A 22,200-nucleotide genomic window follows, 5' to 3' on the forward strand; every position below is an offset into this window, starting at 1 on the left:
AAAGACAGAATTACCGCAAGAAAACACCTACAAAGTAAAATTGCTTTGCGTGCCGTGGCAGTAATCAATGATCAACGGTGTTTCTTGTCTTAGCGAATAAGGTGGGCAATAAATTGGTTGTACTTCTGTTGCAAAAATTTATATCCGTCGCTTTTGTATTTAGAAGTTGAAACGGTAAAATGGTCTCCTGGATAGTAAGCAAATACAAAACCCGATTTAAGCTTTTTCATTTCTTCATCCAATAGATGAACTGCATAATTTAATAAAAAATTATCTTGCTCGCCTACGCTTACTCTCACTTTTCCATCAAGTTCAGTCTTTATTCGATTCCAATTGTCTCGGAGGTATAAGCAAATGTCATAATTTTTCCAATGACTAACTGTTACTGAATCAATCTCACCTGTATTAGGATTGCAAAGTTTTCGTGGGCTTCCATCCAAGTTTTTTTGACTGAATACTGCGTCAAAAGAGTGCGCTTGTTCACCACGAGAAATAATATTTTCCATTTGGTAGACTTGTTTCATCGAAGCCCATGGAATTCGACCTGCTACAGTTGCTGTCATTCTCAAAGAACTGTCATTAGCATAAAACAAATTGTGGTCTTTGTATAAATCTATTTGCTGAAGATTTCTAAAATCAACGGGATCAGGTGCACTTGACCAGCAAGCTATAAAAGTTTTAGGATAGTGTGTTTGCAACCATATAACAGTCCACCCGCCGCTGCTGTGCCCGGTTAAGAGTTTAGCAGCATTGCATCGAAACTTTTTTTCAACTTCAGGTAGTAATTCTTTTATCAGTGCATCACTCCATGGGCCGTTATTATCGCTGTTTGCATATACTGAATGCCCTAAGGAACAATTGCCATCAAGAAAAACCCGGATACAGGCTGTTGTATCCATGGGTGATGCCGGATCATTTTTACCTGAAAAATCATGGTAGTCGTGTCCATAACCTGATACCCAATAAAGTACTGGAAATTTTCTTTCCGGTTGCTCGTCATATTCCTTTGGAAGCAAGACTGCGGCATTAATTGTTGTTGGTCTTTTATAAAAGGCTGTAAGCACTGAAGACGAAGCTTTTATTTCTTTACTGTACTGGGTTTCTACAAATGATTGTTCTTTAATCACATCGTCACACAACAAGTTAAAAACTTCATCTTTTTTTTTGGTAAATCTTGTTTTCACTGATTTGTTATACATGTTTCCGGCACTATTTCCTATAGAACGATCTCCTAAATTCCTATCCCAAACAGCTTGTACATAATACTCTGTCCTTTCTATAGCTGATAAGGGAACAGGATAGGATACAGCAGCGTCATCAAATAGAACAGCTTGGTTTGGTTTAATATTTTTTACAGCAATACGATAACAAGGGAAAAACTCGATTCCCACATCTGCATCTTTCGGATTTTTATTTTCTTTAGAAAGGTATAAAAATACATTACCGGTAAAGTTTTGCCGAGAAGCAGCGGGTGTATAACGGATGCTGAACTTTTGGGCAATTGTCGAAGAATATAGCAGGACAAATAATATTAAGTAAAATGTAGTTTTAAATGTATGATCCATCAAAATTATTTTTAAGTATAATCCAATATGTCTGCTAACGTAAAAGCATTGGAGAAGGTGGCTCGAAATCGATCTGCAGTTTAAAATGTTCAATTTTAATTAAAGGTAATAGTTCAGTCATTACCGAATGTTGATTAATGTGGCAGGCAGCATAACTTCTGCCGGGAGCACAGCTTTGGATGTACTTGAAGAATCTCCCGGGGGTTTTCTAACCTGATTTCCTTTTTCTCTAGCCCATACTTATTGCTGTCGCTTGGATTTTCAAGTTCTACACCTGCAAAACCTTTATCAACAGCTTCATAAACCCAGATATTCAAACCCTTATTTTTTAGGCTGTGGCTTTAATAATTTCCCACATTTTACCGCTCAACTCAAAGGCAGTTCTCACATAATCTTTGTTTGTAGGAGTGTCTTCAAAACCATAGATGTCTAATTGAAAATTGTTTCTAATTATTGTATATTCATCTTATAAAATTTTGATGTCCTCCAAGATCTCCTGTAATTGCTTATTTACAACCAGTGCTTCTTTCCGTTAATAAGAGTATTCTATTATTTTATTATTTCGTAACATAATTCGACCATTCCGCTTTTGTAGGCTCTGAGGTCCTTCAGATGCAATGCTTGTTCTTGCCTCAAGTGGTCAAAAAACAGTTTTCCGTCCCCCAAAATAATAGGCATAACTGATAACATAATTTCGTCCGCCAATTTTAATTGAATAAATTCTTTGACAACAATAGCTCCGCCCACAACCCAAACATTTTTGTATCTCGGTTTTAGTCGTTCGTTCACAAGGTTAGTCAGATCGCCTGAGTAAATTTCAATGTTGGGTCTGTTAATCGCGAGTTTTCTTTGAGTTAGTACGATTGTCGGTACATCTCCATAGGCCCATCCATACGATTTTGAAAGTTCCAAGGCGTGTTCGTATGTCCGTGAACCCATTACATAACAATCTATTGTTTTAAGAAATTCCTCCCTGTCTTGTTCAGTAACTTCAACACCTTTCTCATAATAGTCAGATGTCTCAAACCAGGAAACGCTATTGTCTTTTTTTGCAATAACTCCGTCAAGACTTGAAACCATGTGTACAGTTACCTTAAATGTGTTTTTCGTGTTGGTGGGTTCGTTTAACATGCCTGTACCGCTTTAGATTTTTACTATCAGATGCTTAAAAAAGCTGTTTTTACAAGCAGGCATATAAGATGGCTTCTACACTTTTGCTTCCATATTTTGTTCCGCCAAACTTTATTTGGCCATGTTCTTCTGCATGAAAAAATCAGGGGACTGTGAACCTATCCATACCGTATCTGATGATATATTAACTACCTTCCTTTCCCTTGCTGTTTCATAAGCGGAACTACAGCAAAGAGCATCTATACCAAAGCCTAATATAGCTGCACCAATAGCTGAAGCGGATTGTTGAAGTTGAATTGACTTAGAAGTTTGAGTTTCCATATACATGCACGTATCAAAAATTATAAATGTGCAATCCATAACATTCAGACGTTAGAACTTCTTTCCATTTATTAATAAGTGATTTATATGCTTCACCCACTGGTCTTATTTTGCGTTCCATGTTATACAGGCCGAGCTCGTTAATATTGTTGTTTTTTTGACGGAGACATGTATCCCAATCAACCTGATCAATAAGGCTATACCATGTAAATCCTACAAGTGGTACCCCATCCTGCTTAAGTCGATGCACATTAACCCACTCTTTTCTCAGCCACATTACAGCACTAGGTTCCGCTATGTTTGTTTCAGTATGCATTACCGGCAAATGATAGCGGATGAAATATTGGTGCGTAAGTGAGTAATATCCAAAAATCTCTCCGGCGTCTCTTGTGCTTCCATCTGGATAAACCATGTGTTCATTCGTTTCGTAATAATCATTGCCCATTATGCAATGTTTTTTTATCTTCTTTGCCGATTCCATAAACCATTTATATTCCTGCCTTGTCATGCCATTGTCCAACAAGTAATTGTAGACTTCAGCAGATACATGACGACCATAGGTTAGATCAAAAGAGACAAATCTTTTTTCATTAAGAAATTCTGCCCTCTCCAAACAACATTCGTCAGGTCCCTCCGTATGATAGTATTCGGTAGCCTCGCTCTGAATAAAAATCGCTTTAGGTTGGACATTCAATATAGAGTGCATGGCAAGTAAATTGGCTTTGCAAAGATTTTTAAGGGCAGTTACAAAACTTTTATCACTTTTAAGCCGTTCGTTCCACCATCCAAACTGTGCGGAAAAAGTAGCTGCAACATTTATTTCATTAACTGGCGTATAAAACTGTAAATAAGGAAATCGCTTTGCAAAGGCCTGCGCATACTCTGCATAATATTGGGGCCAGTCAAAGTTTTGAAAATTACCGATCCAATCAGGCACACCAAAATGGCAAAGGTCGACTATAGGTATAATGTTAAGTTCTTTTAGACGGGCAAAAGTTATATCTGCAAAGCTCCAATCATATTCACCAGGAGCAACATGAGTTACGTAATATGGAGGACCATATCTTAGAAATTCAATGCCCAATTCTTTTACAAGGTCGAAATCTTCTTTCCACATTTCGTAGTGTCTTGCCTTTTTCATTTCATCCACTCGCATAGAAGTGCCATCAGGTAGTACGATTGTAGGATAACTATTTTCAATGCCGGTTGCAAATATGAATTTGTTTATCATGGCCGCCAGGTTTCGTTTAAAATATTATTAACGCATGGTCGGTTTGATTAATTCTGCTACTTCCTCCAAAAAATCACATTTTTCCCATTTCATGACCTGCCATAGGATTAGCTCCTTTCCTAAAAATATATTCGCTGTTTAATAAGTAGGCTCCTGTTACGACCACTACATCACCAGTATGTAAACCGCTCAGTATTTCAATTTTATCATCACCTTCCAATCCTACGTCTACCATTTTGCTCTTGAAAGTATTATGGCCTGTTTTAACCCATACTGTTGCTCCTTTGACATCTCTTATAACTGCATCAATGGGTAATGTAAGCGCTTTACGTTGCCTGCTTCTAATGTATACATAGGCAGGCATACCTGGCTTAAGATGGTTATTTGGATTTGGGATAACAACTCTAATAAGGTTAATATGTGTTTCAGGATTGATTTCAGGATTGACAAAATCAATTTTACCTTTTATTTCATGTCCGGGCATATCAGGAACCTGAACGATAGCAGTAGCATTTTTGTCAATCGTAGCAAACTGTGATGCATAAAGCTGTGCTTCTACCCATAAAGAGGAAAGATCTGCAAGATGAACGACAGCTCCTCCCTCCATTACATAATCGCCTTCACGGGCATCAAGTGTTGTAATGTACCCTGCAGTATTGCTGTAAAATGTTGTAACAGGGGACGCCTTTTTTATTTGTGCCAATGCTGTTATCTGTGCATCATTTAATCCCCATAATAACAGTTTATTTTTAGCGCCCTGTATCAACTCGTTGAAATCAATCATACTGTTTTCCAGTACCTTTTGCCTTTCTACAGCTAATATGTATTCCTGTTTGGCATTATTCAGGTCTTCGCTGTATAAATCAAACAATTTTTGCCCTTTGGAAACATAATCGCCTACATTTTTAAAATACAATCTCTCAATCCTGCCCATTACTCTTGAACTGATTGTTGTGGTTTTTTGCTGATTGAAATTTAAAGTAGCAGTTAGAGTTAATTCATCACCTAATCCACCGCTGGATAGAGTGTCAACAGAGATATTTCCTAGCCGGATTTGCTGGTCACTCAACAGCAGTTCATCTGGCTTCGGTGTTACAGACTTTTCCACCCTGATTAAAGTCATACCACAGATAGGACATTTACCGGGATTGGCCAGTTGTACCTGGGGATGCATAGAACATGTGTAATAAGTAGTAGTGGCTGGTGTTGGATGGTTATGTGAGGAATGAGTGTTTGCATTCTGATTTTGACACGAACCGAGAAAAAGCATCGTTAATGAAAGAGCAGAGATAAAAATCAACGGTACAACCGTACCGAGCAACAAATGTTTATTAGCACAACTGCCAGCGACATTATGAAAAAAATCTTTAAACATAATTAGTCATTTACTTTTATAAAACTTTCACTGTCCATAAGGTACTGTGCATTTTGTGCAACAGTATCTTTTTCGGTTAAACCACTTACTACCTGTACCTTATCCCCGTATGATAAGTTCGTCACTATTTTATGTGCTTTGAAACCACCGTTTTGCTTTATGAATACAACCTTGTTTCTACCTAAAGAGACCGCAGCGCTAGCTGGAAGCCATTGTGCATTTTTATTATTACTATAAATGGCGGCTTTTACCTGGCTGCCTACGGGTATTTGCAGCGACGCGTTATTGAAATACACTCTTGCAGTTAGCGTCTTACTACCTTTCTCTAAGAAAGGTTCTATAAAATTGATTTTGCCCCAGATCTCTTTATCCGGTGCAGTTTCAGGAATTATACGAACACGATCACCCACCTCAACTGACATATGAGTTTCTGCATAAATGCTTAAGGCAGCCCAAACTTTATTTGAATTGTAAACAGAAAAAAGAGATTGGCCTTTCTGCACATACATCCCGGGTTTAAGAGAAAGCTGTTCCGTGGTTACAGACATATCTCTCATTTCTGTCGGAGTTGAAGCAGCCATAGCATTTGCTGTTGCTTCATGTATATGCCCTGTATAATTGCTGTAAACAGTAATGGTCAATGAAGGTTTTCCGGCTTTTATTATATTTTGTAACTGCAATGGAGTTAAGCCAAGAAGAAGTAATCTTTGTTTTGCTTCGTCAATTAAAGCTATATTGTCGGGATCATTCTTCAATATAAATAATAGGTTCTGTTGTGCGGTCATTAATTCTGGGCTGTAGATGTCCATTATCTTTTGCCCTTTTATTACTTTTTGATACCTGTATTGTACATATAGTCTTTCTATCCTACCTGAATACCTTGCTGATATTGTTCCGACCTGCCTTGTATCGTAAGCTATTGAACCCAAAGCCTCTACTTCAATTGGTTGTCGGGTATTTTTAACAGTGGTAACAGGAATTTCGGAAACAACAAAAGTGTTTGCAGGTTTTAGTAAAGTATTTAAATCAGGTTCAGGATTCTGCTTTTCTTCAACATGCGCCATTTGATGCTCTGCGTGCTGCAAATCTTTCTTCTGTTTACAACTACTTTGCAGCACTGCAATTGATAGCAGAAATAAGATAATTTTGTAATTAGGTATTAACATTTTACTATTGTTTACTCTCTAGAATCCTGTCAAGTTCTGCCTGCAACAATAGCAACTGCTGCAATTGATTCAGGTACTCCAGTTGGGTCATATTCAACGTTTCCCATGCATCAAACAACATGAACAATTCCTCTGTGTTTTGTTCATATGCTAACTGCATCGATTTATAATTGTTTCTTAGAGCAGGGATTATATTTATTTCATAAAGTTTTATTTGCTTTCTCCTGGAATTGATCTCATTAATCATTGTATAAGCCATTCCAGTTGCTTCATTTAGTATCATTTGCCTTTGTTCGCTAAATGATTGAGCTTTCCATTTTAAACTTTCAATGTTTGCTTTGTTCATTAAAGTGGAGCGACCAATGGGAACTTTTACCATTGCCATTAAAGAAAACTGCCATGGTTGTTTTGCCCATGCAATCATGTGGTCGTATTTGATACCAAATTCCGGCTTCAACTTCGCCCTTTCAAGATCTTGCTGCAGCGATGTTATTTGAATATTTCTGTCTATTGCCCGAATGTCGCTTCTTGCTCCTGCAATTGATGAAGTGTCAAAAGAAGTTGAATACTCTTTTATGGTATAAGCAGTATCAATGTTAAAACTGTCTGCCTTGCTTCGGTTCATCAGGGTATTCAGTGCAATCCTCTTGTTAATTATATCTGACTGCAACATTACTTTCATTGTTTCGAGGTTACCCAAAGATGCTTTCGCCTTGTAATATGCGCTTAACTTATCCATGCCGTTCCTGTATCTTATTTCTGCATTTTTAATCATAAAGTTTAACACCTTTTCGTTTTCGGCGATAACGTTCAGCTTCTTTTCAATAACGATCCATTCGTAGTAATTTTTCTTGGCTTCTGCATACAAATCGTTTATTGTGGCATTCTTTCTTTCCTTCTCCACCGAAGACATTGCTTCCATGTACTTTGCCTCCGCATTTTGCCTTTGCTTATTTGGAAACATTTGTTGGGCTGACAACATAAAAGAACCCATTCCCGGCTGCTGGTTTCCGTCCATATCCTTCATACCTGCTTTCCACATTTTTGTGTTATAAGGGGTCATAAAAAAACCTGCACCAAATTCCGGAGGCATCCAGCTTCTTGCACCTTTTGCTGCTTCGTCCATTGAGCGTATGTCTGCATTATACATTTTAAGCGTAGGATGATTCCGTTGAATGTTGCTCAGTATATTGTCCAACGTTAAAGTCTGAGCTTTCACGGTTGTTATATTCAAGAGTAATACAAGCGGTATTATATTTTTATTCTTTGACATCTAAAACTTCAATTTTTCCTTTACGTTTTAATTCATTTTCTTTTACTATTTCAAACACAACTGGCGTTACAAATAGTACATAAATGATGGCAGTGAAGGTTCCGCCAAGCAAGGGAATAGTTATAGGAAGCATTACATCACTACCGGTTCCAGTTGCCCATAGAATAGGTACCAATCCAAAAAGAGAAACTGAGACTGTCATTACTACGGGCCGAAGACGCTTTGTAGCACCCGAAATGATATAATTGCGTATATCTGGGATACTTATAGTTTCTCTGGAATTACCTCTAACATCTACTAAATTTTGCATTGATTCATTCAGGTAAATCGTTAAAAGCATTGCGGTTTCTATAGACATGCCAAATAAGGCTATAAACCCTACTGCTACAGCAACAGATAAATTGACACCATAGAAGTAGACCATAAAAACGCCTCCAATTAATGCAAAAGGAACCGTAATCATACTAATTATGGCTTCTTTGAAAGAATGATAAGTAAAATACAAAACCATGAAAATGATTACCAATACTATTGGCATTACAATCCGTAATGTTTTGTTTGCCCTTATCTGGTTTTCCCATTGGCCGCTCCAATCAATAAAATACCCTTTTGGCATTTTTGTAATCATTGCATTCAACTTTTGTTGTGCTTCAGTAACTGTGCTTCCTAAATCCCTTTCCCGCACATTGAACAAGACAGTACCCCGCAACAAAGCATTTTCTGAATTTATCATAGGGGGGCCTTCTGAGATGTTGACATCTGCAACTGCTTCCAGGGGAATAGGACCAAACTGCATCGTTTGCACTTGTAATCTTTTTATCGCCTGAAGATTATTTCTAAATTCCTGCGCAAAGCGGGCATTAACAGAAAACCGCCGTCGTCCTTCTATGGTTGTTGTTAATCTCATTCCTCCCAGCGCGCTTTCTACCACAGCATTCACATCATCAACACTTAACCCATACCTGCTTATCTCACCTCTTTTTATTACAATATCAATATATTTTCCGCCAGTTATTGGCTCAACGTATAAATCCTTAACACCTGGAATGCTCTGCAATTCTTCTTTTAGCTTTTGGGCAAAAGCATAAATTGTGTCTAGGTTCTGCCCATAGACTTTTAAACCTACATCAGTTCTAATGCCGGTGGACAACATGTTGATACGGTTAATAATAGGCTGTGTCCAGCCATTTGTAACACCAGGAATTTGAAGTTTTCCATTTAATTCATTGATAATATCGTTTTTTGTCAAACCAATTCGCCACTCATTTCGTGGCTTTAATAAGACAACTGTTTCTATCATGCTGATAGGAGAATTATCAGTGGCAGTGTTTGCTCTTCCGGCCTTTCCTAATACATTTTCAACTTCAGGTACTGTTTTAATAATTTTGTCCTGAACCTGAAGAAGACGCTTGGCCTCGGAATTAGAAATGTCGGGCATGGTTATAGGCATAAACAAAAGGGTGCCTTCATCTAACGGTGGCATAAATTCAGAGCCAAGACGAGTAAACATAAAGATGCCGATTGCTAACGCCAAAAGATTTATTGCAATAACAGTCTTTCGCCATCTTAAACATGCACTTAACACGGGCTTATATCCCCGCTCTAAAACTTTCGTCACGGGATTGCTTCCTTCGGGCTTTAGTCTTCCTTTAAGAAAAAGTGAGATTAAAACAGGGGTTAATGTTATGGCAAGAAAAGCATCAACGATCAAAATAAAAGTTTTCGTCCACGCCAGTGGACTAAATAGTTTGCCTTCCATACCTGTCAGTAGAAACACTGGTAGAAAAGAAGTAATTACTACGATAGTTGAATAAAAGACTCCGGGACCAACCTGCTTAGAGGACCGTTCAATAATTTTTAATTTCTCTTCCGCTGACAGTGGGTCTTTATATCGTTTACGCCCTTTGAACATCAAATAACATTTTTTCTTTGATCGGGTTGCTACTAAATTTTTGTCTTATAACCTTTAATAATTCAAGCACAATAAGGTATGCTCCTGCGCCCATTAATACATAATGCCAGTCAGAAGCAGTCAGAGGACCAGCATGTAAAGCAGTGTTTAGCAATGGCACGTAACTTATAAGCAGTAAAAAAGCAAGTGATATAAAAAAGGCTATGTATAAATTTTTGTTCGTTAGTAGAAATGGAGTAAAAACACTGTAACGAGTTCTGCTTGACAGAATATTAATAAACTGGCAGACAATAATCGATGCCATCGTTACAGTAACTGCTATTGCATGCCGATTGCTATCATTCGTGTGCGACTGATATGATTGGTAAAATGCGAAGAAGGAAAACAGTCCTTTAAGCAAACCAGAATAGGCAATAACAAGAAAACTTTCTTTATTGAGCATCTCACCCTGTTTCCTGGGTGATTGTTGCATAAGATTGTCTTCAGGTAAGTCAAAAGATACCATTAGTAAAGGCAGCATATTTCCAATTAAATCAATTAAAAGAATTTGCACGGGCATAATCACAAGGGGATATCCATAAAAAGCACCGAAGAAGCCGATGAGGACGCACAATAACTCTGCAAGGTTTCCGATAAGATTGGCCAGAACAATTTTTTTGAGATTGCCATAAATCGTTCTACCTTCTTTAATGGCCAAAACAATTGTGGAGAAATTGTCATCAAGTAAAACAACGCTGGCGGCCTCCTGGGCTACCTTACTGCCGTTTTTTGCCATTGCCACACCTATGTCTGCTTTTTTCAAACTTAACGTGTCATTTACTCCATCCCCTGTTACTGCCACAACTTCTCCTGACGATTTTAGTAAGGAAACAATTCTGAGTTTTTCATCAGGAGAAACTCTTGAAAAGATAAGAGTCCTGTTTTTGAAGAATTGTTTGATTTCATCATCGCGCAAATTCTTGAGCATTTTGTCATTGATTACCTCGGGCAATCTGCCATCGGATTCATGCATTCCAATACTGTCTGCTATTGCACGGGCAGTGATTTCATTATCACCTGTGATCATCACCACTTTTAATCCTGCTTTAAATGCAGTTTTGAATGCATCTGGCACTTCTTCATGAGGCGGGTCAATCATAGTTGCATAACCGGCAAAAACAATATCATTCTCCGTTTCCTGCAAGGAATATTGCTGCTTTACCTCGAGGTCTTTGTATCCTATTGCAATAATTCTTTTAGACTGTGATGCATATACTTTTGCTTGATTAAGCAACTGCTCTTTTTCCTCCGGATAAAATTCTCTAACCACACCCTTTATTATTGTCCTTGCAGAGATTTCTACCATTGATTCAATGGAGCCTTTTATAAAAGCTATATGCTTTCCTTTGTGTTTGCGAACAATGCTTATACGTTTACGAAAAGAATCAAAAGGAAATATTTGTATAATTGAATAAGCTGCTTCTGTTTCTGTTATATCAAAGCCTGCTTTCATCATTAATGTACTGAAAGCAACTTCAGTTGGGTCACCTATGGCATACCAGCTTGCATGGAACTTGTCAGGAGGATTTACTTTACCTGTAGAGGACAAGAACCCGGAAAGAAAAAATATTTTTTCATCCGACAAGTTATCTTTAAAGACCCTCGTGCCATTTACATCAAAGATTTCTCCTTTAGGTTCATATCCTGTACTGGCAATAGTGAAATCTTTTCCATTAAAATGAGCATGAATGATGCTCATTTCATTTTTAGTTATAGTACCAGTTTTATCTGTAGCAATTACAGTTGCTGCACCCAATGCCTCTACTGCCGATAGCTTCTTAACTACTGCTTTGTTTTTTGCCAGCCGTGATACACCTAGAGCTAGAGAAACTGAAATTTGTGCGGGTAATCCTTCCGGAACCATAGCAGCGGCAACTCCTATAGCAAAAATCAATGCATTGTTGACTGTTTCTCCTGTTAATAATATTCCTGCTAACAATGCCGTTGCGATTACAATTGTAGCATAAGATATTTTCTTTGCAACAATGTCAAGCTCGGATTGCAGTGGAGTTTTTGAAGCGTCAATATCTCCTGAAGAGTGGGCTATTTTGCCTAATTGTGTTTCCATTCCTGTGGCAATCACGACACCTGTTGCCATGCCTTTAGCCACAGTGGTACCCATAAATATGTAGCTGCCCTGTTTAATTAATGCGGTATCTGCTGATGTCGCTATAAAATCGTGTGCCTTTTCTGCAGGTTGAGATTCTCCGGTAAGTATAAATTCATTTACCTGTAACCCAGTTGAGTCAATTAAACGAATATCAGCAGGCACCCCATCTCCTTCATTTAGATAAACAATATCTCCGGGTACTAATTCTTCTGATGGTATCTCCATCTTATTTCCGCCACGTAACACAATGCATTTTTGTATCACCAGGTCTTTAAGTGATGCAAGGATGTTTTCGCTTTTGAAATCCTGGTAAAAACCAATTGCAGCATTGAATAAAACCACGAGTATTAATATAATGGAGTCCCTGTAAGAACCCAGGAACAGGGAAAGTATTGCAGCTCCTATTAATAGCAATACAAGAAGATTTTTAAATTGTTCCCGGAAAATCTTTACCGTACTGCGTTTATTTACTGTCTTGATGCGATTATATCCATAGTTTTTTAATCTTCGACTTACTTCATCATTGGTTAGCCCTCGGTCTGCATCCGTCTTTAATTCCGATAATAGTTGTAATATGTTTATTGAAAAATTATTCACTTTGGTAACTCATTATTATTACTAGCTGTATTTTTTACTTGTTCATCAGAAATGTGGCGATAGGAATTTTCTACCATTACAATACTGTCATCCACTACCACTCCAATTGCCAGTGCAATCCCTGTTAATGACATTATGTTTGAAGAAATACCGAAAGCATTTAAAAGAATAAAGCCAATAGAAATAGAAATGGGAAGTTGAATCAAAATGATTATTGCGCTTCGCCAATGGAATAAAAAGATGAGCACAACAATGGAAACGGTAATCAGTTCTTCAACCAAAGTTTCTTTTACTGATTGCACAGCTTCTTCTATAACATTACTCCTGTCATAAGCATAATGGAATTTTACACCTTCAGGCAGGCCCTTTTCAACATCTTGCATTTTTGCTTTAACAGCTTTAATTACTACATCGGCATTCTCGCCATAGCGCATTACTACAATACCACCTACTACTTCGCCTTCGCCGTTTTCATCAAAAATGCCTAATCGAAGCTCTCCACCCATTTGCAGAGTAGCTACGTCACGTATCCGTACAGGTATTCCATTGTAGTTGCCAACAGCAATATTTTCAATATCTTCTTTGCTTTTTATATAACCCAGGCCACGAATAATATAAGCCATATCAGACATCTCAAATTTTCTTCCACCCACGTCGTTATTGTTTGCTTTGACCTTGCTCATCAAATCCATCAACGAGACATCGTAATACTGAAGTTTGACGGGGTCAACAATTAACTGGTACTGCTTTTCAAATCCTCCAAAAGACGCCACTTCTGCAACGCCCGGCACAGTTTGTAAAGCAAATTTTACATACCAGTCCTGTAAGGCTCTTTGCTCACCCAAGTCCATCTTTTTTGCATCGAGCGTATACCAGAAAATATGGCCGACACCTGTTCCGTCTGGACCTAATGTTGGAGTGATTCCTTCTGGTAGCAAACGCTGTGCATAGTTCAATCTTTCCAACACCCTTGTTCTTGCCCAGTAGATGTCCACGTTATCTTCAAAGATCACATATACAAAGCTCATCCCGAACATAGAAGTACCCCTGATGTTCTTAATTTTTGGGATGCCCTGCAGGTTAGATACCAACGGAAAAGTAACCTTGTCTTCCATAACCTGGGGGCTGCGACCCATCCAATCCGTAAATACGATTACCTGGTTCTCTGATAAATCAGGAATAGCATCAATAGGATTTTTTTGTATAGATAAAATTCCCCATATGAACAGACCGGCTGCAAGCATTAATACAACCAGCCTGTTTTTAAGGGCAATTCCTATTAGCTTCTCAACCATGAGCTATTTTTTTGCAGGTTTTGCTAACTTTTAGTTTTAGAATTAGGGCTTTTCTTTTTTCTCTCCTCCATCGTCATCCCACACACAGGGCATTTACCAGCCTTATCACTCACCATATCTGGATGCATGGGACAACTATACTTCATCACTTCCATTTTCATTTGCTCTTTCCCAGACAACACAAGAGTCCTGCTACAAATAGGGCATTTTCCAGCAGCTAAGCTGTATACTTCTGGGTGCATTGGGCAAGTATATATTGCTTGTACCGGGGTCTTTTCCTTCCTGTCGAATTGTTTGTTTTTTTGTGCGAAAATTGTCGTACTACTAATTAGCACTACGATAATAATCATTAACCTTTTCATTTTGTTTGTTTTATTAGTGGATCGGTTATTTAAATCACATTAGTTACATAGCAGCATTTCCCACTACCTGAATTAGAACCAATAAAAAATAAAAATTATGAGTAAGTCGTTTCGTACCCCAAGTGAAAGTGAAGAATATCAAATTCTGAAGGCGCAGTTAAAAATATATTGTGGTACTCGCGTAAGTTTGGGAGGCGAATTTCTCTTATTAGTAACTGTATTTTTTTCCGAACCAGCATTTACATCATAAAAACAAGGAGTTAAGAAATGTAGATCAATGAAAGGTTTAGTAGCCGATATTTCGTTAGCTGTGACGTGGTTATCTTTTACCTTCGAGAATTCGTATTTGTTGTCACAACAGCCGTTTTTTTCCTTTCCCTGCCTACAACCGGTAGGATGAGTGGGAATAATTGCCAGAGATACAGATTTCAATTTGCCACAACAATAAAACTGCTTTATGCTAAAACCCATTGTTGCAATTGAGTACAGGCAGATCAGCATTATTGTAGCAGCTTTTTTCATTTGTTTTTATGATATATGATCTATCAAAAAGCTAAATCACTGTTCTAATTACCAGTAAATCTAAACATATTAAACAACTACTTCCATGATTGTCGTCATAGATATCTTTGACTTTTATCACTGATGTAATTTTAAAATTCTTGCGTTAATAGCAACGTTTTTCGTACTCAAACTTATAAGCACAGCTCCCATTGCAGGACTTAGCATAAAGAAAGGATATAAGCCTCGCTTTTTTCTTCTATCATCTCATCAACCCATTTATTAACTCTCAAAAAACAAGTGAGTAATTTATGAAATCGACAAGTATTAAAGCGGCAAAAATTTGTAGAGTTCTGAAGTTTAAAAAATAATAATTAGGTACGCTTGATAGGATTCAAACTGACAATTACGACTAAAAAAAAGACGAGCAAAGAAAAAAATGATTTAAAAACCAATGGGTTACAATTCCACTCCCGGCCACTTTATAACCAAACGACGAACACCTTTTTATATTTGTTCTATGAATATAAGTATTTCATCGAAGCCGTCAAGAGACAATAAAAAGCTGTGGTACTACTTAGAATGGGAAAGATCTACAGGACAGCGAGCTACTGAAATTTTTACGTGGGTAAAACCGGAAAATCAAGTTCAAAAAAACCACAATAAAGAATCTCTCATACTTCTTGAAACTAAACGGTCGTAAATGATTTTGGATCAGCAGCCAATGCTCCCGCCACAACACGTCTGCCTTCATCTTTAATGCGGGTTTCAATGTTAAACTGTTTTGATTGCCAATAAAAGGAAAGAATTGCTGTAACATGCTGACGGCCTTATACATGTATGGGTTCATGTGATTGAAGTAGTATGGTGTGACGAACGAAAAGTTAAAGAATGAAGACTTATTCGATGCACAGTAAGGAAGAGTGTATAAGTTAGTTGAATACCTGGTATGGGAGTGCATTTTACTCAGGAGCAAACATTCAATGTGTTTATCTAAAATTTACCCTACATTTACGGTTTTTACTATACTTTATTAATTTTCTACACCCAACCTTATGAAACTCGAAATTGCTAAAACTCTTCAAAAAAAGAAAAAACAGATTTTAGAATTGTGGATGCAAAACCAATTAAAAGATGAAAGCCTTAGAGAAGACCTGATGAGTAATGACGAACTAAGGAAAGAATCTGATGAGTTATTGAACTACCTCCTGGATTCACTTAATGACGAAAACATTTCCAATATACAATCTTCCGACTTCGACTCACTCAATGAGATGATTTCGGGAATATCTATAACAAGAGCAAGGCAAGGATTTTCGCCAAAAGAGACAGGTTATTATATTTTTAGTTTGAGAGAAGCATTGTTGCAAGCTTTACACAAGGACTTTAAGGGAGACGTGAATGATTTAATGACCGTTACTTTACAAATGGTAAAACTGGTAGACGGTTTAGCAGCAGTTACCTTTGAAACATTTATCAAAGGAAGAGAAGAAGTTATTTTACGCCAAACCGATGAGATTACAGAAATTTCTACCCCTGTTATTCGTGTTTGGGATGGTATTTTGGCTCTGCCAATCATCGGTACATTGGATAGTGCCCGTACACAGGTAGTAATGGAAAATCTGCTTGTTGAAATTGTAGCCAGTGGAAGCAGTATTGCCATCTTAGATATTTCCGGCGTTCCTGCAGTTGATAGCTTAGTAGCTCAACATCTTATTAAAACTGTAAGTGCAACCCGTTTGATGGGCGCTGAATGTATTATCAGTGGTATTCGCCCCGAAATTGCGCAAACAGTTGTCCACCTGGGTATTGACCTTTCAAATATTGTTACTAAAGCAACTCTTGCCAGCGCACTTCGTTATGCTTTCGCGCTTTTAAAGCTGGAAGTAAAAAAATCAACAAAATCAGAAGTATAAATGGATAGGATACCGATTCTCAGAATGGGCAACTTTTTATTGGTTACCATTCAGGTAGATTTATATGATCGCCTTGCTCAGAACCTGGAGAGTGACCTTGTGCAAATGGTTAGTAAGACAGGAGCAAGAGGGGTGTTAATAGATATTTCAGCCTTATCAATAGTAGACTCATTTATGGGCCGCATTATAGGTAATATTGGAAGTGTTTCTAAAATAATGGACGCAGAAACTGTCGTTGTGGGAATGCAGCCTGCCGTAGCCATTACATTAATTGAACTTGGTCTGGAGTTGAAAGGAGTACATACTGCTTTAAATGTGGAAAGAGGAATGCAATTATTGAAAGAAAAAATATTAATTGAGGAAAGTGAACCAGACGAAGAATAATGTACATTGTACTTAACAAAGACCGGATGGTTATAGAGAAGGAGCAGGATGTTGTTCCTTACCGAAACCGCGTTAAAGAATTCGCTGTAAAAATAGGGATGAGCCTGGTAAACCAGACTAAGTTAATAACAGCAGCAAGCGAGTTGGTAAGAAATATGCTTAAATATGCTAATGGAGGTGTAACAACAATTGAAGTAATAAGCAAGGGAAGAGAAAACGGAATTAGACTGATATTTGAAGATAAAGGTCCGGGAATAGCTGATATAAAATTAGCAATGAAAGATGGCTTCTCAACAGGTAAAAGTCTCGGATTAGGTTTGCCAGGTGCTAAAAGACTATCGAGTGAATTTGATATAAAAAGTACTGTCGGAAAAGGTACAACTGTTACCTTAATTAAATGGAAAAATGGATAATAAGACCCAACTGTTATTAAACGTTTCTGACAGAAGTTACTTTTCTCTCGTTAAAAAAGATATTCACGCCTTAGGAATGCAACAAGGCTTTTCAGATGAAAGAGCAGGTCAATTAGATATTATTGTAGCAGAACTCTGCTCCAATCTTATTAAACATGCAGGTCATGGTTATCTGTTGGTCAAGGCAATAGAAGAGCACGGTAATAACGGAGTTGAAGTAATTTGTATAGATAATGGACCGGGTATCGCCGATATAAAAAGAATGATGCTTGATGGGACATCTACAAAACATACGTTAGGACATGGCTTGGGAGCATTACAAAGATTATCAGATAAGTTTGATATCTATTCTCAAAAAGATTGGGGAACTGTCATTCTTTCAAGGATTTTTCAAAATCCTTTAGCTTGCTACACTCCTAAATTTACTACAGAGGTTAAGGGGCTTTTAGTGCCTAAAAAAGGCGAAAAAGTATGTGGGGATGGATTTTATTATAAACATACTAATAACCAGTTTAAGCTTTTTGTAGGTGATGGTTTAGGACATGGTCCTGACGCAGCCAAAGCGGTAGACGAAGCAATTAACAGCTTTAAATATTGTCATGAAGAAAATCCGGTAGAGATTATTAAATATATTCACCGTACAGTAAAAAAAACAAGGGGGCTTGTAGGCACTGTAGTAACCTTTGATTTTGATGTGAAGGAGTGGAACATTTGCGGAGTAGGAAATATCTTAACTAAACTAAGTAATTTTTCACAATCAAAGAATTACATGAGTTATAACGGCATTCTTGGTCATAATATACCCGGAAGCTTAAAGGAACAGAAAACGCCGTATGAACAAGGACAATATCTTATCTTGTGCAGTGACGGTATTAAAACCAAATGGGAGTTAAATAACTATCCGGGTATTTATAAAAAAGATTTATCCATTGTAACGGCAGCTTTATATAAAGACCAAACAAGAAATACTGATGATGCTTCTGTTGTAGTTGCTAAAATAAATTTATAGCACATGATTGAGATAGCAAGCGTAACGCTGCACAATGAAATGGACCTGATTTTAGCAAACAGGCGCGCTATGTGTCTTGCAGAACTAGCAGGTTTAAGTATAGGTGCACAAACAACCTTTGCAACAGCTGTTTCAGAGATCTCCAGGAATTCTATTGAAAAGGGGAAAAATGGTTGTCTTTTGTTAGGAGTTGCAGACATTCAAAAAAAAGACAAGTACATAGTAGCAGAAATAAAAGACGATAAATCCTCCACCACCTCCATGGAAGGTTTAGAGTATGCAAAGAAATTAGCAGACAAATTCTCTATCTCTCAAAAAGATTCAGAAACATCTGTAGAACTACAATTTTTTATTCCATCCTCACATAAACTTACGGCTAGTCACATAGAAACATGGAAGGGGCATTTCAACAATGAACCGCCAACATCGCCCTATGAAGAAATAAAGCGTAAGAATGAACAACTGCAACTAGTAGCTGCGAAGCTTCTCGAAAGTGAGAGTCAATATAAGACACTAACTAATTCCCTTCCTATTATCATTTTTTCTCTTAATACAAGCCGGGAAGTAATTTATGCCAACGACTGGTTTACGAGTTTTACAGGAGTTAGTATAGAAGATATAAATGCCTCTAAATGGAAAAACGTTGTACACAATGATGACTATGCGGAATTTTCAATACTGTTTGATAACAACATTGTATCAAATGCGTCTGTGATAAAAACTCAATGCAGGTTAAAGAAAGCAGCAACAAATGAATATAGATGGCATCTTGTATCAATTTCACCCATTAAAGATGAACGGGATAACGTTTTGTACTGGATAGGATTTCTGGTTGATATTAATGCACAAAAGTTAGTAGAAAAAACACTGCAGGAAAACAAAACTTTAGAAGAGGCTCAAACACAACTAAAGAAGAAGGAAGAGGGTTTGCAGGCCGATATTAATGAATTAAACAGGAGTAACACAGAACTTTCACAATTTGCTTTTGTAGCTTCTCACGACTTACAGGAACCTTTAAGAAAGATAATTCTGTACAGCGACTATCTCCTGAATAAATACAAAGATAAGGTAGATAAAAAGGGTGAAACATACTTAAAGAATATGATAGATGCTTCGCATAGAATGAGAAATCTTATTGGCGATATTTTATCATTCTCGCAGGTAAACAACAAACAGCTCGATTTAAAGCCTGTTGACCTAAACACAGTTGCTCTGGAGTGTATACAAGATATGGAAGTATTAATTTTGGAAAAAAAGGCACGGGTTTCTTTAAAGGAACTACCCACTATTGAAGCAGATGCAGTTCTAATACGGCAACTATTTAATAACATAGTTTCTAATGCCCTAAAATATGCAAAAGATAAAGTGCCTTCTAGAATTTCCATCTGGTGTGAACAGCCCACCAATAGCGAAATTGTACTTTACTTTAAAGATAATGGGATAGGTTTTGAGGAAAAGTACATGGACAAAATATTTACTTTATTTCAAAGGCTACATGGTATACAATCTTATAAAGGAACAGGATTAGGTTTAGCTATATGCAGAAAAATAGTACAATTGCATAACGGTAAAATTGAAGCTAAAAGCGAGTTAGGTAAAGGAGCAACCTTTATCGTTACCATGCCGGCTAAATACAAAGCAATTAATTAATACTGTGCAACACGGAAAGATATTAATGGTTGATGACGATCCCGAAGAGCTAAACCTCATCGAAGAAGCTTTGCTTGAAGTAGGTCAAAAGGTCCATTACGAAGAGAATGGAATTGAAGCACTAAACTATCTTAACAACTGCACTTTGCTTCCCCGCTTAATAGTTCTGGATTTAAATATGCCTAAATTAAATGGTACCGAAACTTTGGTCCGGTTAAAATCTGATCATAGGTATAAAAATATAACGGTTGTTATATATTCCACCTCAGTAAATGCTGTAGAAAAAGAGAAGTGTATGAAACTTGGAGCGCATTCATATATATGTAAGCCTTTAAGTTATGCAGACACTTTAAGTACGGCGCAATATTTTTCAATGTTGTGTGAACCGAATGCAACCTAGCTCTTCATCTTTTTGAACTATAATTCGGCTTTGTTTGTCCAGGAGTCGATAAAACAGTTGTGTCTACAGCACCATAGTCTGATATACTAGAGGTAATCAACGCGAATTGTATCTGACACCTTTGAATCTACATTAGGTCTTGATCTAACGGTTAAGGCAGGACATTGTACCCTTTCTACAAGTAGCAACTGCTTCCTTGCCCCAGTGGCTTTTCAGCATTTTTTTTATTAATTTTGATATAACACATTAGTCAAAATCATTTAATAATCCATAAATTTTTTGCAATGAAAGTGTCTGCTGCATTAGCCGGAGGTTTAGCAGGAACCCTAACAGTTGCGTCACTGCATGAAGCTTTGAAAAGAGTAGCTCACGATGCACCTCGCATGGACCTGCTGGATATGGCATTAATACGAAAAGGCTTAAAAGGCATGAATAAAAGAGTACCGAAAGAGGATGAACTTCAACGGTGGGCCGTTGCGGGTGAACTTGTTTGCGATACCACATATTATAGCATGGCAGGAATGGGAGATAAAAAAGGTGTATGGCTCAGGGCTGCTTTATTAGGATTGGCAGCTGGCGTATCGGCTGTTATTTTACCTGAGCCACTTGGCCTTCCAAAAGAATCGAGCAATAAAACTTCAGGCACACAACTTATGACTGTAGGGTTATATTTAATGGGCGGACTAATGACAGCGGCAATAACGGAACTGGTAGATAATGCTCAGAATAATAACGAAAATAAGCAATTCGCTTAGCAACTCACCTTCTGCATTCTGAGGTAAAGAACACCTAAACGCACCGGAACTAAGCTTAATATTTTCTGCCTTTGAAATATTAGCTGAAATGTAAATGAAGGCTTGGGGAAATTGTGCAGACTATACACAACACCAGCTTTTAATATGAGCGAAGGTGAGCGTTTCAATTGCAGCTTCGTGTACGAATAGGCAAACTATCTATAAGATTTCTGTTGTCATTTTAGATTTTAATGCCTTCAAAACAATTAAACTAACACGGCATATTTCAAAATATCTTAGTTCCGATACTTCAAAAAAGGCGCCCTTTTTTATATCTTACACTAAATATCCCTATATGCTTATTACAACCAGTACTCATCTTGAAGGTTATAAGATTACACAGCATTTTGGAGTAGTCAGGGGAATTGTTGTTCGTTCCCGTAGCTTACTTGGCAATATTGCAGGTGGTTTTCAAACATTGTTTGGAGGAAACATTTCAATATATACAGAATTGTGTGAAAGAACCCGCTCAGATGCCTTTAAGCTTATGGAAGAACATGCAAAACAACTAAATGCGAATGCTATAATAAATATGCGATATGATGCGAACGAGGTGATGCAGGGCGTGACAGAAGTACTTGCTTATGGTACTGCTGTAATGGTAGAAAAGGTTTGATAAATTATCAGATCAAAAACCATTATTAACAAACGACAAAATAAATCATAAATAATAATTAGAAGAACCATAAATTGAAAAATGTGGCTTATAGATTCATTTCATCTAAATAAGATTACTTTTGCATTTTTAAAAATTCG

At 37.4% G+C, this 22,200-nt stretch carries 22 protein-coding genes; 9 read left to right on the forward strand and 13 right to left on the reverse strand.

What is annotated here, in order from left to right; genetic code table 11:
• Window positions 1-89 precede the first annotated feature (89 nt).
• The 13 genes from B154_RS0122775 to B154_RS0122835 all read right to left on the reverse strand — a co-directional run bounded on the left by B154_RS0122775 (window position 90) and on the right by B154_RS0122835 (window position 14,899).
• The gene (locus B154_RS0122775) at window positions 90-1,565 is read right to left on the reverse strand and encodes an alpha/beta hydrolase-fold protein (protein WP_018614817.1); all 1,476 of its coding nucleotides are present in this window, start codon (window positions 1,563-1,565) and stop codon (window positions 90-92) included.
• Window positions 1,566-1,699: 134 nt separating this feature from the next.
• The gene (locus tag B154_RS0122780) at window positions 1,700-1,882 is read right to left on the reverse strand and encodes a hypothetical protein (RefSeq protein ID WP_018616664.1); all 183 of its coding nucleotides are present in this window, start codon (window positions 1,880-1,882) and stop codon (window positions 1,700-1,702) included.
• A gap of 232 nt (window positions 1,883-2,114) precedes the next feature.
• Complete coding sequence (locus tag B154_RS0122785) at window positions 2,115-2,696, reverse strand: dihydrofolate reductase family protein (protein WP_018616665.1); 582 nt, start codon at window positions 2,694-2,696, stop codon at window positions 2,115-2,117.
• Window positions 2,697-2,807: 111 nt separating this feature from the next.
• Window positions 2,808-3,017 (reverse strand): hypothetical protein, encoded by a 210-nt coding sequence (locus B154_RS0122790; protein ID WP_157580933.1) that lies wholly within the window; start codon window positions 3,015-3,017, stop codon window positions 2,808-2,810.
• 13 nt (window positions 3,018-3,030) lie between these two features.
• Window positions 3,031-4,248 carry a family 1 glycosylhydrolase gene (locus B154_RS0122795; protein WP_018616667.1) on the reverse strand — a complete coding sequence of 406 codons (1,218 nt, stop codon included), beginning with the start codon at window positions 4,246-4,248 and terminating at the stop codon, window positions 3,031-3,033.
• A gap of 73 nt (window positions 4,249-4,321) precedes the next feature.
• Window positions 4,322-5,623, reverse strand: coding sequence for an efflux RND transporter periplasmic adaptor subunit (locus B154_RS0122800; protein ID WP_018616668.1), 1,302 nt, complete (start codon window positions 5,621-5,623; stop codon window positions 4,322-4,324).
• Between the two features lie 2 nt (window positions 5,624-5,625).
• Window positions 5,626-6,789, reverse strand: a complete 1,164-nt coding sequence (locus B154_RS0122805) for an efflux RND transporter periplasmic adaptor subunit (protein ID WP_018616669.1) — start codon at window positions 6,787-6,789, stop codon at window positions 5,626-5,628.
• A gap of 4 nt (window positions 6,790-6,793) precedes the next feature.
• Window positions 6,794-8,062, reverse strand: a complete 1,269-nt coding sequence (locus B154_RS0122810) for a TolC family protein (protein ID WP_018616670.1) — start codon at window positions 8,060-8,062, stop codon at window positions 6,794-6,796.
• On the reverse strand, window positions 8,049-9,974 hold the full coding sequence (locus tag B154_RS0122815) for an efflux RND transporter permease subunit (RefSeq protein ID WP_018616671.1): 1,926 nt from the start codon (window positions 9,972-9,974) through the stop codon (window positions 8,049-8,051). Before B154_RS0122815 ends, B154_RS0122810 begins: the two co-directional genes overlap by 14 nt.
• A complete protein-coding gene (locus B154_RS0122820; protein WP_018616672.1) occupies window positions 9,958-12,720 on the reverse strand; it encodes a cation-translocating P-type ATPase in 2,763 nt (920 codons plus the stop codon). The genes B154_RS0122815 and B154_RS0122820 overlap by 17 nt, the downstream gene beginning before the upstream one ends.
• Window positions 12,717-14,015, reverse strand: a complete 1,299-nt coding sequence (locus B154_RS0122825; protein WP_018616673.1) for an efflux RND transporter permease subunit — start codon at window positions 14,013-14,015, stop codon at window positions 12,717-12,719. The genes B154_RS0122820 and B154_RS0122825 overlap by 4 nt, the downstream gene beginning before the upstream one ends.
• 23 nt (window positions 14,016-14,038) lie before the next feature.
• The gene (locus tag B154_RS34020) at window positions 14,039-14,377 is read right to left on the reverse strand and encodes a heavy metal-binding domain-containing protein (protein WP_018616674.1); all 339 of its coding nucleotides are present in this window, start codon (window positions 14,375-14,377) and stop codon (window positions 14,039-14,041) included.
• Window positions 14,378-14,515: 138 nt separating this feature from the next.
• Complete coding sequence (locus B154_RS0122835) at window positions 14,516-14,899, reverse strand: HYC_CC_PP family protein (RefSeq protein ID WP_018616675.1); 384 nt, start codon at window positions 14,897-14,899, stop codon at window positions 14,516-14,518.
• Window positions 14,900-15,332: 433 nt separating this feature from the next.
• On the opposite strand from B154_RS0122835, the gene B154_RS0122840 reads away from it, so the two are divergent.
• The 9 genes from B154_RS0122840 to B154_RS0122880 all read left to right on the forward strand — a co-directional run bounded on the left by B154_RS0122840 (window position 15,333) and on the right by B154_RS0122880 (window position 22,060).
• Complete coding sequence (locus tag B154_RS0122840; protein ID WP_018616676.1) at window positions 15,333-15,581, forward strand: hypothetical protein; 249 nt, start codon at window positions 15,333-15,335, stop codon at window positions 15,579-15,581.
• A 352-nt stretch (window positions 15,582-15,933) separates the two neighbouring features.
• The gene (locus B154_RS0122845; protein ID WP_018616677.1) at window positions 15,934-16,794 is read left to right on the forward strand and encodes an RsbRD N-terminal domain-containing protein; all 861 of its coding nucleotides are present in this window, start codon (window positions 15,934-15,936) and stop codon (window positions 16,792-16,794) included.
• A complete protein-coding gene (locus B154_RS0122850; protein WP_018616678.1) occupies window positions 16,795-17,178 on the forward strand; it encodes an STAS domain-containing protein in 384 nt (127 codons plus the stop codon).
• Window positions 17,178-17,591, forward strand: coding sequence for an anti-sigma regulatory factor (locus B154_RS0122855; RefSeq protein WP_018616679.1), 414 nt, complete (start codon window positions 17,178-17,180; stop codon window positions 17,589-17,591). The genes B154_RS0122850 and B154_RS0122855 overlap by 1 nt, the downstream gene beginning before the upstream one ends.
• Entirely contained in the window at window positions 17,584-18,600 is a 1,017-nt protein-coding gene (locus B154_RS0122860) for an ATP-binding SpoIIE family protein phosphatase (RefSeq protein WP_018616680.1), read from the forward strand. The genes B154_RS0122855 and B154_RS0122860 overlap by 8 nt, the downstream gene beginning before the upstream one ends.
• Window positions 18,601-18,603: 3 nt before the next feature.
• Entirely contained in the window at window positions 18,604-20,250 is a 1,647-nt protein-coding gene (locus B154_RS0122865; RefSeq protein WP_018616681.1) for an ATP-binding protein, read from the forward strand.
• A 4-nt stretch (window positions 20,251-20,254) separates the two neighbouring features.
• Window positions 20,255-20,650 carry a response regulator gene (locus B154_RS29585; RefSeq protein ID WP_157580934.1) on the forward strand — a complete coding sequence of 132 codons (396 nt, stop codon included), beginning with the start codon at window positions 20,255-20,257 and terminating at the stop codon, window positions 20,648-20,650.
• A 284-nt stretch (window positions 20,651-20,934) separates the two neighbouring features.
• Window positions 20,935-21,405: a hypothetical protein gene (locus tag B154_RS0122875; protein ID WP_018616683.1), complete on the forward strand. Its 471-nt coding sequence runs from the start codon at window positions 20,935-20,937 to the stop codon at window positions 21,403-21,405.
• Between the two features lie 334 nt (window positions 21,406-21,739).
• Window positions 21,740-22,060, forward strand: a complete 321-nt coding sequence (locus B154_RS0122880; RefSeq protein WP_051084339.1) for a YbjQ family protein — start codon at window positions 21,740-21,742, stop codon at window positions 22,058-22,060.
• Window positions 22,061-22,200 lie beyond the last annotated feature (140 nt).

This window comes from Segetibacter koreensis DSM 18137 (assembly GCF_000374045.1).
GTDB lineage: Bacteria > Bacteroidota > Bacteroidia > Chitinophagales > Chitinophagaceae > Segetibacter > Segetibacter koreensis.

Excerpts from the sequence above, each read along its gene's own strand:
- B154_RS0122775 (WP_018614817.1), bottom strand. The coding sequence starts at position 1,565 with ATGGATCATACATTTAAAACTACATTTTACTTAATATTATTTGTCCTG.
- B154_RS0122785 (WP_018616665.1), bottom strand. The coding sequence starts at position 2,696 with ATGTTAAACGAACCCACCAACACGAAAAACACATTTAAGGTAACTGTA.
- B154_RS0122790 (WP_157580933.1), bottom strand. The coding sequence starts at position 3,017 with ATGGAAACTCAAACTTCTAAGTCAATTCAACTTCAACAATCCGCTTCA.
- B154_RS0122795 (WP_018616667.1), bottom strand. The coding sequence starts at position 4,248 with ATGATAAACAAATTCATATTTGCAACCGGCATTGAAAATAGTTATCCT.
- B154_RS0122800 (WP_018616668.1), bottom strand. The coding sequence starts at position 5,623 with ATGTTTAAAGATTTTTTTCATAATGTCGCTGGCAGTTGTGCTAATAAA.
- B154_RS0122805 (WP_018616669.1), bottom strand. The coding sequence starts at position 6,789 with ATGTTAATACCTAATTACAAAATTATCTTATTTCTGCTATCAATTGCA.
- B154_RS0122810 (WP_018616670.1), bottom strand. The coding sequence starts at position 8,062 with ATGTCAAAGAATAAAAATATAATACCGCTTGTATTACTCTTGAATATA.
- B154_RS0122815 (WP_018616671.1), bottom strand. The coding sequence starts at position 9,974 with ATGTTCAAAGGGCGTAAACGATATAAAGACCCACTGTCAGCGGAAGAG.
- B154_RS0122825 (WP_018616673.1), bottom strand. The coding sequence starts at position 14,015 with ATGGTTGAGAAGCTAATAGGAATTGCCCTTAAAAACAGGCTGGTTGTA.
- B154_RS34020 (WP_018616674.1), bottom strand. The coding sequence starts at position 14,377 with ATGAAAAGGTTAATGATTATTATCGTAGTGCTAATTAGTAGTACGACA.
- B154_RS0122835 (WP_018616675.1), bottom strand. The coding sequence starts at position 14,899 with ATGAAAAAAGCTGCTACAATAATGCTGATCTGCCTGTACTCAATTGCA.
- B154_RS0122840 (WP_018616676.1), top strand. The coding sequence starts at position 15,333 with ATGGGTTACAATTCCACTCCCGGCCACTTTATAACCAAACGACGAACA.
- B154_RS0122845 (WP_018616677.1), top strand. The coding sequence starts at position 15,934 with ATGAAACTCGAAATTGCTAAAACTCTTCAAAAAAAGAAAAAACAGATT.
- B154_RS0122850 (WP_018616678.1), top strand. The coding sequence starts at position 16,795 with ATGGATAGGATACCGATTCTCAGAATGGGCAACTTTTTATTGGTTACC.
- B154_RS0122855 (WP_018616679.1), top strand. The coding sequence starts at position 17,178 with ATGTACATTGTACTTAACAAAGACCGGATGGTTATAGAGAAGGAGCAG.
- B154_RS0122860 (WP_018616680.1), top strand. The coding sequence starts at position 17,584 with ATGGATAATAAGACCCAACTGTTATTAAACGTTTCTGACAGAAGTTAC.
- B154_RS0122865 (WP_018616681.1), top strand. The coding sequence starts at position 18,604 with ATGATTGAGATAGCAAGCGTAACGCTGCACAATGAAATGGACCTGATT.
- B154_RS0122875 (WP_018616683.1), top strand. The coding sequence starts at position 20,935 with ATGAAAGTGTCTGCTGCATTAGCCGGAGGTTTAGCAGGAACCCTAACA.
- B154_RS0122880 (WP_051084339.1), top strand. The coding sequence starts at position 21,740 with ATGCTTATTACAACCAGTACTCATCTTGAAGGTTATAAGATTACACAG.